The following is a 12,291-nucleotide window of genomic DNA, read 5'->3' on the forward strand; positions in this document are numbered from 1 at the left end:
AGGCGCCTCTCTCGCGATCCTCGGACTGTCCGTCAAGTGGCGCTCCTCGCGCAGTCCGGCCATTCCAGCCGGTCGCCAGCTGATTTCCGAACGACGAAACTCAGTCCCTCCGCACCAGCCGCTCGAACTCCGCTTCGGTCGCGTATGACTTCTGCGCCCCGCGCTTCGTCACCGAGTCGGCGGCGTAGCGGGTCGCCTTCTCGAGCGCCGCGTCGAGGCCGACGCGGCCTGCGTAATAGCGGGCGAAGGCGCCGAGGAAGGCGTCGCCGGCGCCGGTGGTGTCGACCGCCTCGACCTTTGCCGGCGGGACGCGCCTCAGCCCCGCGGGCGAGGCGACCAGCGCGCCGCGCGCGCCGAGCGTCACGATCACCGTCTCGACGCCGTCCGCCAGCAGGCGCTGCGCCGCGCGCGCGACCTCGTCCTCGCTTCCGACGGGCAGGCCAGTCAGAATCGCGAGCTCGGTCTCGTTCGGCGCGACGAAGCTCGCGAGCCTGACCATCGCCCGGTCGAGCGTCGTGACCGCCGGAGCCGGGTTCAGCACGGTCTTGACGCCCCGGCGCCGGCCGAATTCGAGCGCCGCGGTGACGGTCTCGAGCGGCACCTCGAGCTGCAGCAGGATGAGGTCGCAGGTTGCGAGATCCGCCGCCGCCGCCTCGACGTCGGCGGGCGTCAAGTCGCCGTTGGCGCCCTTGACGATCAGAATGAAATTCTCGCCGGCGGGGTTGACCAGAATGGTCGCGGTTCCGGTCGATTGGTCCGCCACCCGGCCGACATGCCGCGCATCCACGCCGAGCGCGGCGAAATTGGCGAGCACGTTGGCGCCGAGCGCGTCGTCGCCGACCTTCGACACCATCACGACGTCGGCGCCGAGCTTCGCCGCCGCGACCGCCTGGTTCGCGCCCTTGCCGCCGAAATTCATCTCGAACCGCGGCGCGGCGATCGTCTCGCCCCAGGCCGGCATGCGCTCGACATAGGTGACGACGTCGACGTTGCTCGAGCCGACGACGCCGATGCGCGGACGCTGTTGCGACATGACGATTGTTCCCCCCGCGCGCGACGCTTGCGGAGCCTTGGGTTCGCGCTGACCCCATGCTCCCGACGAGCAGGGCAGCATACACGATCGCCGGGAAACTGGAGGGGCTGCCGCGGACGGAGGGTTTGGCGGCGGCGCGCGCCTTGCGCCGCAATCCATTTGACCGAGAGGGTTCCGATCGGCCTCGGGGTGGGCGCCCGAGCCTGCGCCACCGCGCGCGAGCGGCAGGCGGGCCTTGACGTTTCGGCCGGGCCCCGGTGGATACCGGTTGAGCGGGAGGCTATCCGGCATGGGGCCGGAATCGCCGGCGTTGCCTTTGTCTCGGAGCGGGATGTGAATCCAGCTTATGTCTCCGCGTTCGCGGCTCTCGCGGGCGCAATCATCGGCGGCCTGACCTCGTTCGCGACGTCGTGGTTCACGCAGAAGGAGCAGCTTCGGCATGCGAGCCGCGAGGCGCGGACGGCCAAGCTGGAGGCGCTCTACAACGAGTACATCACCCTGGCGGCAGGCCTCTATGCCGACGCGCTTTCGCACCAGACCGAGGAACTGTCGAAGATGGTGCCGCTCTACGCGCTGGGAAGCCGGATGCGGCTGGTGTCGTCCCGAGCGGTGACCGATGCGGCCCTGCGTATCGACGACACCATCCTCGACACCTACCTGGCGCCGAACCGCAGCCTTCAGGAGGCGCGGTCGCTGGTCCGCGAGGGCGAGATCAAGACTTTGCTGATCGCGTTCAGCGAGGCTTGCAGAGAGGACCTCGCCGCCCGCGCCGTGACAAGGCGGCGATAAGCCCGGGGCGACCACGCTCCCGCCGGCGTTACGGCTTCGCGTCGAGTTGCGCGAGCTTCTTCGCCGCCGTGCCGAACGGGCCGAGTTGATAGACGGCGGCCCCGGCGGGCGAGAAGGTGAACGATTCGAACGGTTCGGCCAGCATCCGGTCGAGGTCGCCGGTGGGCGCGACGCCGATCGTGACGTGCGGGTTGTAAAGCGCGCCCGACCGCTTCGGAACGAAGGTCGCCACGTAGTCGATCAGGCCCGGGTCGATGACGGGATCGTCGGGCGTGGTCACGAACGCCGCCGACTCCCCGGTCGCGACCGTGAACGGGGCCACCGCTGCGACCACCTCCGCTTGCAGTTCGACGAGTTCCGGGGTCGGCCTCGCCACGATGCCGGCGACGCCGACGCCGGCCATCGGGAGGTAGTAATACTGGAAGGCTTGCAGTTTCATGGCGGTGACGTCGGCGCGGGCGAGCACCCGATCGAGCGCGGCGGTGATCGTGTCGAGATCGTCGGTGCGGACGAAGCGCTGGACGAGCGTGATATGCGGTCTGTGCGTCGCGTCGAGGGCGAAGCCCGCGGGGTAGAGCTTCAGCAGGCGGGCGTTATTGGCCGCCGCGCGCTGGAGCATGGTCGCGTCCGGCTCGAGCAGAACGTCGATCGCGGTCACGTCGCTCGCCTGGTGTCCCATGGCTTTGGCTTCCTCCCTGCATTCGCCGCCCGGCGGGGCGTCCGCCAACCGCGGCGCGGTTCGTCCCGCGCCGCGTCGACACGGAGCCTCGGGGTTCGGCGCGCCCGGCGCCCGACGATCGGGGCAGCATACACGATCGCCGGGCCGCGGAGTCGCGCGCGGCGCCGGGCCGGCGGGTCTCGATCCGAGCGAAGGGTCAGGGGACGACCTTCAGCGGCCAGGCGCCGCTCGCGACCCTCGCGTACGCGCGCTCACGGCTGCACCACGGTCAGGGAAAACGGGCCCGCGTTGGCGGCGGCGTGGTCGATCGCGGCGTTGATCTCGGCGAGGGGAAAGGTCGTCACTTCGCGGCGGCCGAGGTCGATCAGGCCGGCGTTGACGATGCCGATCATCCGCGCAACCGCCTCGCGCGGGCACATCCACTGCCCCTGGATCCTGATGTTGTTGCGCATGATCCATCGATAGGGCAGTCCCAGATCCTCTCCGCCCTGCATGCCGACGCCGCCCATCAGGGAGACACGGCCATTCGGCCGCACCGTGAGGAGTGCGGCGCGCACCTGGGCAGGCGTCGCCCGAGGCGGGAGGATGTCGAACACGCAGTCGATCGGCCCCGAAGCGGTCTTGAGGATGGCGGCGCGGTCGGCCTCCTCGTCGCCCGCCATGACGACGGGGCGCACCCTCGGCCCGAACCGGCGGCCGAGTTCCTCCAGCACGGCCGGGTTGCGGCCGGTGGCGACGACTCGGCCGGCGCCCATGGCCAAGGCGACCTCCACCGCGGCGCTGCCGAATTTTCCGGTTGCGCCATTGACGACGAGGGTCTCCCCGGCCCTCAACGCGATCGACGACAGACCGCCGTAAGGCACGAGCAGGCTCGCCAGTCCGCACCATTGCGCCGCCTGGGCGCCGTCGAAGTCGGGGATGCGCGCCACGTTCTCCGTCGGAGCGAGCATCTGCTCGGCGTAAGACCCGTCATGATAGTAACGTTGCAGGCGCAGGCCGCCTTCGGCGTTGCCGGCGGAAAGGCCCTGCAGGGTGATGTCCGGCGCAATCGCGTCGTCGCGAGAGCGGACGATCGGATCGCAAAAGACCCAGTCGCCCACGGACAAGCGGGTCGCGTCGGGCCCGAACGCGCGCACCCTGCCAATGCCGCCTGCCCCCGGTACGACAGGCGTCTCCAGAAGGTACGGCCTCTGGCCGCTGAAGACCTCCTTGGCGTAGCTCAGAACGCCGGCGGCGACCACGTCGACGATCACCTCGCCCGTCCCGAGGACCGGCGCCGGCACGTCCTCGATGACCAAAGGCGATCCGAAGGCTTTGAGAATGGCGGCTTTCATGGAGGACCTCCCGAGCTGGGCAACCATCATGCCGCGCTTGCCGCGCCTCCGGAAGGACTGGTACTGTCCTGGGTCTGAGAAGCCCGGGACCGAGAAGGCATGTCGCAGCCGAGACGCAAGGAACTGGGCGACTTCCTGAGATCGCGTCGCTGCCGCATCACGCCCAAGTCTGTCGGACTTCCCGCGACCGGTCGCCGCCGCGCGCCCGGACTGCGCCGGGAGGAGGTGGCCCAGCTCGCCGGCATCGGCGTCGACTGGTACGTGCGGCTGGAGCAGGGGCGCGCGGTCAACCCCTCGATCGCCACCATCGACGCGCTCGCCAGGGCGCTCCGTCTCGGCAAGGTGGAACACGCCCATTTGCGGGCGTTGGCCTCGTCGCCGGATCGCCGGCTGTTCGTCGCCGAGGTTGTGCCGCCGACGCTTCGCCGGGTGGTGGAAAGCCTCGACCAGCCCGCTTACGTCACCGGGCGGCGGTGGGACGTGTTGGCCTGGAACGACGCGGCCGACGAGATTTTCGAGTTTGGCCGGCTCGCCGACGGCGATCGCAACACCCTGGTCATGGTTCTGACCGACGCCCACGCGCGGCGTTTGTTCGGCGAGCGCTGGGGCGAGGAAGCCCGGCGCATGGTCGCCCAGTTCCGGGCCAGCCACGATCTATGGGCCGGCGACCCCGCCTTTCTCGATCTGCTGGAACGGCTGCGCGCCGGTTGCCCCGAGTTCGAGCGTTGGTGGGAGGCGCACGACATCGGCCAGGCCCGATCCGGGCGCAAGCACATCATTCACCCACGAAAGGGCGCACTCGAGTTCGTATACGCCACGTTCCAGTCCAATGACGACGTTGGCCTCAAGCTCGCCATCTACACGCCTGCCGCTCGAGGAGCGGACCCTGGGGAAGAACGGAGACCTCTTGCAGGGGCGTAGCGGCGAACAGGGGGTGACCGCGCCGGCGTGAACTGCAGACGTTCCGGCAGATCGGCGTTCGCAGGACGGACGGATCGCGTTCGGCCGTGGCGAGCGCGCGGCTCCCAGAAAAACGGGATGGGGCGACGCGCCGGCGCGAAGATCGGTTCTCCGCTTTGCAGCGGGACGGCCGTGGCCCTATATCCCGCTCCGCCCGTCCATCGCCCGGAGTTCCCGATTTGATCCGCCTCGTCTTGGTTTTTCTGCTCGCGCTCGGCGGCGCCGCCCTCGCCGACACGGCCAGGGTCGCGCCGCAGACTCCCGCGCAGGTCCGCCTGTCCTTCGCGCCGGTGGTCAAGAAGGCCGCGCCGGCCGTGGTCAACGTCTACGTTTCGCACGTCGAGCGCATGCCGCGGAACCCGCTGTTCGACGATCCGATCTTTCAGCGCTTCTTCGGCGGCGGCGGCGGGGAGGGCGAGCGGGTGCAGAAGGCGCTCGGGTCCGGCGTGCTGGTCGATCCCTCGGGCCTCGTCGTCACCAACTATCACGTCGTCGAGAACGCGACCGAGGTGCGGGTGGCGCTCGCCGACCGGCGCGAATTCGAGGCCGAGATCGCGCTGCGCGACCCGCGCACCGACCTCGCGGTCCTGCGCCTCAAGAGCGAGGGCGAGACCTTCCCGACCCTCGAGATGGGCGATTCGGACGCGCTCGAAGTCGGCGACTTCGTCATCGCCATCGGCGATCCGTTCGGCGTCGGCCAGACCGTGACGCAGGGCATCGTGTCGGCGCTCGCGCGCACCCAGATCGGCGCGAGCGACTACGGCTTCTTCATCCAGACCGACGCCGCCATCAATCCCGGCAATTCCGGCGGCGCGCTGGTCGACCTCGACGGCCGCCTGGTCGGCATCAACTCGATGATCTATTCGCGCTCCGGCGGCAGCATGGGACTCGGCTTCGCCATTCCCGTCAGCATGGTCAAGGGCGTGGTCGCGGCGGCGCTGCACGGCGGCAAGTCGGTGAAGCGGGCCTGGCTCGGGGCGACGCTTCAGAACGTGTCCAAGGACATCGCCGACAATCTCGGCCTCGACCGGCCGACCGGCGCGCTCGTGGTCGAGGTCGACAGCGCCGGACCGGCCGCCGCGGCGGGGCTCAAGCGCGGCGACGTGATCGCGGCGATCGACGGCCAGCCGGTGGACGACGCCCAGAGCGTCGGCTTCCGCCTCGGCGTCAAGCCGCTCGGCGGGACAGCGCGGCTCGCGACCCTGCGCGACGGCAAGACGCTCGACCTGCCGCTGAAACTCGCTTCCGCGCCCGAAACGCCGCCGCGGGACGCGCTGACCATCCACGGCCGTTCGCCGTTCGACGGCGCCCTGGTGATGAACCTGTCGCCCGCGGTGGCGGAGGAGCTTTCGCTCGACGGCGCGCATCAGGGGGTGGTGGTCGCCGCGGTCGGCGAGAATTCGACCGCGGCGCAGGTCGGGGTGCAGAAGGGCGATATCGTGCTGGCGGTCAACGGCGCCGCCATCGCGTCGACCCGCGACCTCGAGCGCGCCTGTGCGGAACGCAGCCGGTGGTGGGACCTGACCATTTTGCGCGGCGGCGAGACGATCCGCACCCGGCTCGGGGGCTGAAAAAAGAGGCAGGGCGCCTCGGAGGGCGTCCTGCCAGGAGGCCGCGCGAGTGGGAGGAGCCTCGGGCGGATGTCGGGTTGTACGGAGCGCGGCGTCCGGCGGATCTCTTTCGGGCCCCGTCGCGGCCCGGGCGAAAGGGCCGGGCGGGCCGCGAGGGACTGTTCACGAGGGTCGATTCGACGCTGGTTTCGTTAACGAACCGTTATCGCGTCGCCTCGCGGGCCGGAGCCGCGCGCAATTATTTCAGGTCGCCGTCGAGCGGCGCGACGCCCTTGGCCGCGCCGTCGGCCGAGAGCGTGATCTTTTCGATCCGCATCTCGGCGTTGCGCAGAAGGTCGTCGCAACGCTTCTTCAGGGCTTCGCCGCGCTCGTACAGCCGGATCGAATCGTCGAGCGACACGGCGCCCTTCTCGAGCTGGTCGACGATCCGCTCGAGCTCGTGCAGCGCCGCCTCGAACGGCATCGCTGCGACGTCCGGCGCGCCCGGGTCGGCTTCGGTCACGGCGTTCTCCAGGGTTCGTCGGCCGCCCGCTCAGTCGGGCAGGGCGGAGACGAGGTACAGCGTCTTGATGGTCTCGCTCGGCTGCATCTGCGGGCCGAAGGTCTTGGCGAACACCAATGCGATCCCGCCGCCGTTGTAGATGTGGCTGAGCGCCCGGTCCACCGCGAGACGGAAGTCGCTGTCGCCGCGCGGCAGCGCCAGCGCATAGGGCTCGATCGACAGATAGTCGTTGGCGAGGCGGAGTTTCGAAGGGTCGGACGCCTTCGACGCGAGCCAGGCGAGAATCGCCCGGTCGGCGAAATAGGCGGCGACGGCGCCGTCCTCGAGCTGCTTGATCCCGTCTTCGTGCGTGGCCGCCGGCACGACCTCGGCGTTGATCTTGAGGGTGGCCAGCGTGTCGCGCAGGCCCTTCTCGGTGGTGGTGCCGCCGAGCACGCCGACCTTCTTGCCGGCGAGCGCGGCGAGGTCGCTCGGGCCCTCGCCCTTGACCAGCAGGCTCGCCCCGTCGACGAAGGTCGGGATCGAGAAGTCGACCTTCTCGCGCCGCGACAGGGTCGCGCTGGTCGGTTCGCACAAGAGGTCGGCCTTGCCGGTCTCGATCGCGTCGAAACGGTCCTCCGCCGTGACCGGCACGAAAACGACCTTCAACTGGTCGAGGTTGAGCTGGGCGGCGAGGCCGGTCGCCACCGCGCGGCAGAGATCGACCATGAAGCCGGCGGGTTCTCCGCCGACGTCGCGGTAGGAGAACGGCGGCGCGTCGGCGCGCACCGCGAGCCGGATCGTCTTGTCCTGACGCACCGTGTCGAGCGTTCCCGCCGCGGCCGCGCCAGCGCCCGTCGCGGCGAGCGCGGCGGACAGCGCCAGGATTTTCGCGAAATGTCCAATCGAAGCCATGTCGACCCCCCGTTTCCAACTGTCTTCGCCATAGCGGGCGTTCGCCGCAGTCCTAACAGACCCGTCCGCCCGGGCAAGGGGCGGCGTCAGATCGGCAGCGCGGTCGTCTGCTTGACGGTGCGCAGCGGCAGGGTCGACTGCACCCGCGAGACGCCCGGCAGCTGCGTCAGAATCTCGGTGTGGATCCGCTCGAAGTCGCGCGAGTCGCGGAACACCACCCGGAGCAGGTAGTCGGCCACCCCGGCCAGCAGATGGCATTCGGTGATCTCGGGGTGGCGGCCGACGTCGCGCTCGAAGGCGTCCAGCATCGCCCGGCCCTGCTGCTCGAGGGTGACGAACACGAAGGCGGCGCCGGCGAGACCGGCCTTGTCCGCGTCGATGAGCATGACGTAGCCGGCGATCACGCCCATTTCCTCGAGCGCGCGCACCCTTCTCAGACAGGCGGACGGCGACAGGTGGATGCGCTCGGCGAGATCGGCGTTGGACATCCGGCCGTCGCGCATCAGTTCGCGAAGAATCGCCCGGTCGAAATCGTCGAGATCGTCCATGCGCACGAAGACACTGCCCGCCTGCGGTTTCGGCGCAATCTTATGCGAACACGCGCCGGGGTGAAGCCGAAAATCGGCGAAAACGTGCGCAGCGAAGGCGCCATAGTGTCGGACGATGGTCAAGGAGGCGTGAGCGATGCTGGTCGGAGTTCCCAAGGAAATCAAGGACAATGAGTTTCGCGTCGGCTTGACGCCGGCGGCGGTCGCGGAACTCGTCCATCACGGCCACCAGGCGATCGTGGAGACGGGCGCCGGCGTCGGGTCCGGCTCTCCGGACGAGCTTTACGCCCGCGCCGGAGCGACACTGGTCGATTCGCCGGCCGAGATCTTCGCCCGCGCCGACATGATCGTGAAGGTCAAGGAGCCGCTCGCGGACGAGCGGAAGCGGCTGCGTCCCGGCCAGATTTTGTTCACCTACCTGCATCTGGCCCCCGATCTGGCGCAGACCCGGGACCTGATCGCCTCGGGCGCCGTCTGCATCGCCTACGAGACGGTGACCGACCGGCACGGCCAGTTGCCGTTGCTCACCCCGATGTCGGAGGTCGCCGGCCGTCTCGCCCCGCAGGTCGGGGCGCATGCGCTGGAGAAGGCGCAGGGCGGGCGCGGCGTTCTGCTCGGCGGCGTGCCGGGCGTCGCCGCCGCCAGCGTGGTCGTTCTCGGCGGCGGGGTTTCCGGCACCCACGCCGCGACCATCGCCGTCGGCATGGGCGCGACCGTCACGGTGGTCGACCGTTCGCACGAGGCGCTGCGGCGCCTCTCGGCCCAGTTCGGATCGGCGCTGAAAACCGTCTATTCGACCCGCGCCGCCATCGCCGATCTCGTCAGCGAGGCCGATCTGGTGATCGGGGCGGTGCTGCTGCCCGGGGCGGCCGCGCCCAAGCTGATCACCCGGCCGATGCTGAAGACCATGCGGCCGGGCGCGGTGATCGTCGACATCGCCATCGATCAGGGCGGTTGCTGCGAGACGTCGAAGCCGACCACCCATTCCAACCCGACCTATGTGGTGGACGGCGTCGTCCACTATTGCGTCGCCAACATGCCCGGCGCGGTCGCGCGCACCTCGACCTTCGCGCTCAATCACGCGACGCTGCCCTTCACCCTGGCGCTCGCCGACAAGGGCTGGCGGGAGGCGCTGAAGGAGGACCGGCATCTGCTCGCCGGCCTCAACGTGTGCGAGGGCAAGCTGACCTGCGCGCCGGTCGCCGAGGCGCATGGCCTCGAATCGGTCAGCGCGGAGTCGGCGCTCGGTTAGGAGAGCTCCCTGGCCAGCCCAACGGGCTTCGCGGAAAATGGCGGGGGCGGCGTCTCGCCGCCCTGGGCGCCCGAGACGGGCCCCCTCCCGCCCAAGCCTGCTCAGGCGAAACGGCGACTCACTGGGTCGAGCCGCCCTCCGGGTTGCTCGCGATGCAGCGTGAGGGGCGGCCTCGAACCCCGTTCGCATTTGTCCAGTAGGATTCCATCCCATCCCATCCTGTGTCACGATGCGCACAGCGAGAATGGATTCCCGTATGCGGACGACGCAACAATTCAGCATCACGCTGCCGCACGATATGGCTGCAGTCGTTGAAGCAAAGGTCAAGTCCGGGGCGTATGCGTCGGTCAGCGAGGTCATGCGCGACGGCGTGTGCGCGCTGATGGAGCGCGAGGCGGCGGTCGAGCGCTGGCTGCGCGAGGAAGTCGTCGCCGGTCACAACGAATATCTCGCCGATCCGAGCAAGGGAGTCCCCGGCGACGCCATCCTGGATCGGATCAAGGCCCGTCGCCGCGCCGAGCGCGGCGCGTAGCGCGACGCCGTGCAAGTCACGCCCCGCGCGGAACGCCAACTCGATGCGCTGCACCGGTACATCGCGGACCATGGCGGTGAACGACGCGCGGATGGATACATTGCGCGCATCGTCGATTTCTGCATAGGGTTGACGACGTTCCCACTGCGGGGGCAGGCGACGATCTGCTCGAGGGGCTGCGCACGACCGGTTTCGAGCGTCGCCTCACGGTCGCATTCGTTGTCGCCGAGGACACGGTTGTGATCGAAGGTGTCCTTTACGGCGGGCAAGACTTCGAGGCGGCGTTCGCGGACGACGCGTGACTCGAGCGCCGCGCCCTCCGGGTGAAACCGCGGCTCACTGCGTCGAGCCGCCCTCCGGCGGGCCGCGCAGGGCGTCGACGTAGACCCAGGCTCTCAGCCCCGAGGCGAGCGGCGCCAGCACTCGCCGGTAGGCGTCGACCTCGTAGGCGTCGGCGCGCTCGAGGTCCTCGTCGTCGATCTCGAACACCGTGCCCTTGACGCGGTCTTCCTGCCAGCCGGTGTGGACGACGATCGGGTGATGCGACCGCCCGCTCTTGGCGGTGACGGTCGGGTCTTCGATCTTGATTAGCTCCTGGGCATAGCCGACGAGTTCGTCGGGTTTTCCGGTGAGCAGCCTGCCGAAGGTGGCGCGTTGCACGCCGTCCTGTTGCAGCGTGCCATACGAGAAGAGAAGCGGCATCGAAGAGGGTCCCCGGTCGAAGCCGCGAGTGTAGCCGGGCGGCCGGCGCGGCCGCAATCGGTTTACGGGCGGTCGCCGTGGCCGTTGAGCGCCCCCGGCGCCCAGACCACGCCGTCGCGCATGGCGTAGAAGATGTGCAGGCCGATGCGGTCGACGCGCTTGAGGTAGCCGACCCAGAACGGCGCGACGTAGGCGGCGTGGTAGTTGACCGCCTCGGCGACGTCCGCGTTGTAGTTGCGGCCGCTGACCACCTCGTCGGCGATGCGCGTCGCCGTCGCCCACGGCCCCGGCTCCTCGATCCGCAGCGACTTGCCCTCGCAGGCGAAGGAGAACTGGCAGGCGAACGGGCGGTTGCGGTCCTGGTACACCACGCTGCACACCGTCGTCGGGTAGATGCCGCTGCGGACCCGGTTGAGCACCACTTGCGCGACCGCGGCCTGTCCGGCTTCCGGCTCCGAGCGCGATTCGAAGTAGATCGCCTCGGCGAGGCAGCGCATCTGGCGGGCGCTGTCCTTGGGGTCGATCAGCGCGGCATAGTCGGGCTTTGCGCCGCCGAGCGGGGACTGGGCGGCGATCGTTGTCTGGGCGGGGACCGAATCGCCCTGGATCTCGACCACCACGCCGTCGGTCGGGGTTGGCGATTCGGCGTTGAGGGCGAATTCCAGCGGGACGGCCGGCGTCGCGCCGTCGCTGACCGATGCGGTCGCGCCGGGGGGTTGCGCGGGCGTGTCCGATCCGGGAGGGCTCATGGTGTGATCGGGGTCGAATTCGGCCGCGCGCGGGCTGCGCCCGGATGCGTCGCCGCGCGCGAACGAGTCGAAAGCGATCGGTCCGCTGCGCCTGCGGGCGTCGAAGCCCGGCCTCGGACCGATGAACGGATTGCCCTTGACGCGGCGGTCGACGTCGGGGAGAGCGCCCGAACCGTCCTTCAGGGCGCGGTTCGGCTCGATTTCGTCCGGGTCGCCATCGTCGTCCGGGTCGCCGATCACCAGGCGGCTCTCGATCAGCGGCGACGGCGTCCCGTCGACCCCGACCGCCTGATAGCGGCTCGCGGCCTCGATCGCCCGGCGCAGGGGGGAGTCCGCCGCCGGCGAGCCGGCGCGGCCGTAGGCGCTGGCGTAGGGGGCGCGCTCCTGCTCCGCTTCCGCCGTGATCGACAGCAGCACGCCGATCGCGAGGCACCACGGGGCGACCGTCGATGCGGCCCAAGTTAAAGGCGAGCGACCCATACGCATTCCACGCGCTTCACCCTGTCGCCGTCAGCGCGAGTCCCGGGCAAGCCGGCGCGCGCAATATGAACGGTTTGGTTATCGCCGCTTAAGGTTGCGCGCGGGTTACCGGAGGGAAGGGCGGGACGTCCCGGTTTGGGACGGGGGCGCGGCCCGCAGGGCCGCGGCAGTCGGCAGTCGGCAGTCGGCAGTCGGCAGTCGGCAGTCGGCAGTCGGCAGTCGGCAGTCGGCAGTCGGCAGTCGGCAGTCGGCAGTCGGCAGTCGGC

14 protein-coding genes are annotated in these 12,291 nt (G+C 69.9%); 6 read left to right on the forward strand and 8 right to left on the reverse strand.

Annotated elements, in window-relative coordinates; all coding sequences use genetic code 11:
- Positions 1-100: 100 nt before the first annotated feature.
- Complete coding sequence (gene rbsK / locus DFR50_RS28990; RefSeq protein WP_113893422.1) at positions 101-1,033, reverse strand: ribokinase; 933 nt, start codon at positions 1,031-1,033, stop codon at positions 101-103.
- Between the two features lie 159 nt (positions 1,034-1,192).
- Here rbsK and DFR50_RS28995 point away from each other — a divergent pair, with 159 nt between their 5' ends.
- A complete protein-coding gene (locus DFR50_RS28995; RefSeq protein WP_245428205.1) occupies positions 1,193-1,822 on the forward strand; it encodes a hypothetical protein in 630 nt (209 codons plus the stop codon).
- 28 nt (positions 1,823-1,850) lie between these two features.
- Here DFR50_RS28995 and DFR50_RS29000 read toward each other — a convergent pair whose 3' ends face one another.
- A complete protein-coding gene (locus tag DFR50_RS29000; protein WP_113893426.1) occupies positions 1,851-2,501 on the reverse strand; it encodes a 2'-5' RNA ligase family protein in 651 nt (216 codons plus the stop codon).
- Positions 2,502-2,752: 251 nt separating this feature from the next.
- Complete coding sequence (locus tag DFR50_RS29005; RefSeq protein WP_113893428.1) at positions 2,753-3,835, reverse strand: zinc-binding dehydrogenase; 1,083 nt, start codon at positions 3,833-3,835, stop codon at positions 2,753-2,755.
- A 99-nt stretch (positions 3,836-3,934) separates the two neighbouring features.
- Here DFR50_RS29005 and DFR50_RS29010 point away from each other — a divergent pair, with 99 nt between their 5' ends.
- Both DFR50_RS29010 and DFR50_RS29015 read left to right on the forward strand, forming a co-directional pair.
- The gene (locus DFR50_RS29010; protein ID WP_113893430.1) at positions 3,935-4,756 is read left to right on the forward strand and encodes a helix-turn-helix transcriptional regulator; all 822 of its coding nucleotides are present in this window, start codon (positions 3,935-3,937) and stop codon (positions 4,754-4,756) included.
- 221 nt (positions 4,757-4,977) lie between these two features.
- A complete protein-coding gene (locus tag DFR50_RS29015) occupies positions 4,978-6,366 on the forward strand; it encodes a DegQ family serine endoprotease (protein WP_425376101.1) in 1,389 nt (462 codons plus the stop codon).
- 238 nt (positions 6,367-6,604) lie between these two features.
- Here the strand turns inward: DFR50_RS29015 and DFR50_RS29020 are convergent, their stop codons facing one another.
- The 3 genes from DFR50_RS29020 to DFR50_RS29030 all read right to left on the reverse strand — a co-directional run bounded on the left by DFR50_RS29020 (position 6,605) and on the right by DFR50_RS29030 (position 8,310).
- The gene (locus DFR50_RS29020; RefSeq protein ID WP_281017899.1) at positions 6,605-6,868 is read right to left on the reverse strand and encodes an exodeoxyribonuclease VII small subunit; all 264 of its coding nucleotides are present in this window, start codon (positions 6,866-6,868) and stop codon (positions 6,605-6,607) included.
- Between the two features lie 30 nt (positions 6,869-6,898).
- Positions 6,899-7,762 (reverse strand): amino acid ABC transporter substrate-binding protein, encoded by an 864-nt coding sequence (locus tag DFR50_RS29025; protein WP_113893434.1) that lies wholly within the window; start codon positions 7,760-7,762, stop codon positions 6,899-6,901.
- Between the two features lie 86 nt (positions 7,763-7,848).
- On the reverse strand, positions 7,849-8,310 hold the full coding sequence (locus DFR50_RS29030) for an Lrp/AsnC family transcriptional regulator (protein WP_113893436.1): 462 nt from the start codon (positions 8,308-8,310) through the stop codon (positions 7,849-7,851).
- A 136-nt stretch (positions 8,311-8,446) separates the two neighbouring features.
- Between DFR50_RS29030 and ald the strand changes: the two genes are divergently transcribed.
- The 3 genes from ald (at position 8,447) to DFR50_RS29045 (ending at position 10,337) form a co-directional block, all read left to right on the forward strand.
- Positions 8,447-9,562, forward strand: coding sequence for an alanine dehydrogenase (ald, locus tag DFR50_RS29035; protein WP_113893438.1), 1,116 nt, complete (start codon positions 8,447-8,449; stop codon positions 9,560-9,562).
- Positions 9,563-9,818: 256 nt separating this feature from the next.
- Entirely contained in the window at positions 9,819-10,094 is a 276-nt protein-coding gene (locus tag DFR50_RS29040; RefSeq protein WP_113893440.1) for a ribbon-helix-helix domain-containing protein, read from the forward strand.
- Between the two features lie 9 nt (positions 10,095-10,103).
- Positions 10,104-10,337 carry a type II toxin-antitoxin system RelE/ParE family toxin gene (locus DFR50_RS29045; protein WP_342634589.1) on the forward strand — a complete coding sequence of 78 codons (234 nt, stop codon included), beginning with the start codon at positions 10,104-10,106 and terminating at the stop codon, positions 10,335-10,337.
- A 93-nt stretch (positions 10,338-10,430) separates the two neighbouring features.
- On the opposite strand, the gene DFR50_RS29050 is transcribed toward DFR50_RS29045, so the two are convergent.
- Together DFR50_RS29050 and DFR50_RS29055 are read right to left on the reverse strand one after the other, a co-directional pair.
- Positions 10,431-10,796 carry a gamma-glutamylcyclotransferase family protein gene (locus DFR50_RS29050; RefSeq protein ID WP_113893442.1) on the reverse strand — a complete coding sequence of 122 codons (366 nt, stop codon included), beginning with the start codon at positions 10,794-10,796 and terminating at the stop codon, positions 10,431-10,433.
- A 62-nt stretch (positions 10,797-10,858) separates the two neighbouring features.
- Positions 10,859-12,031: a cell wall hydrolase gene (locus tag DFR50_RS29055; RefSeq protein WP_113893444.1), complete on the reverse strand. Its 1,173-nt coding sequence runs from the start codon at positions 12,029-12,031 to the stop codon at positions 10,859-10,861.
- Positions 12,032-12,291 lie beyond the last annotated feature (260 nt).

The sequence above is a fragment of the Roseiarcus fermentans genome, assembly GCF_003315135.1.
In the GTDB taxonomy this organism is placed as follows: Bacteria; Pseudomonadota; Alphaproteobacteria; order Rhizobiales; family Beijerinckiaceae; genus Roseiarcus; species Roseiarcus fermentans.

Coding starts and splice junctions, on each gene's coding strand:
- DFR50_RS29030 (WP_113893436.1), bottom strand. CDS start 8,310: ATGGACGATCTCGACGATTTCGACCGGGCGATTCTTCGCGAACTGATG.
- rbsK (WP_113893422.1), bottom strand. CDS start 1,033: ATGTCGCAACAGCGTCCGCGCATCGGCGTCGTCGGCTCGAGCAACGTC.
- ald (WP_113893438.1), top strand. CDS start 8,447: ATGCTGGTCGGAGTTCCCAAGGAAATCAAGGACAATGAGTTTCGCGTC.
- DFR50_RS29040 (WP_113893440.1), top strand. CDS start 9,819: ATGCGGACGACGCAACAATTCAGCATCACGCTGCCGCACGATATGGCT.
- DFR50_RS29050 (WP_113893442.1), bottom strand. CDS start 10,796: ATGCCGCTTCTCTTCTCGTATGGCACGCTGCAACAGGACGGCGTGCAA.
- DFR50_RS29010 (WP_113893430.1), top strand. CDS start 3,935: ATGTCGCAGCCGAGACGCAAGGAACTGGGCGACTTCCTGAGATCGCGT.
- DFR50_RS29005 (WP_113893428.1), bottom strand. CDS start 3,835: ATGAAAGCCGCCATTCTCAAAGCCTTCGGATCGCCTTTGGTCATCGAG.
- DFR50_RS29000 (WP_113893426.1), bottom strand. CDS start 2,501: ATGGGACACCAGGCGAGCGACGTGACCGCGATCGACGTTCTGCTCGAG.
- DFR50_RS29025 (WP_113893434.1), bottom strand. CDS start 7,762: ATGGCTTCGATTGGACATTTCGCGAAAATCCTGGCGCTGTCCGCCGCG.
- DFR50_RS29055 (WP_113893444.1), bottom strand. CDS start 12,031: ATGCGTATGGGTCGCTCGCCTTTAACTTGGGCCGCATCGACGGTCGCC.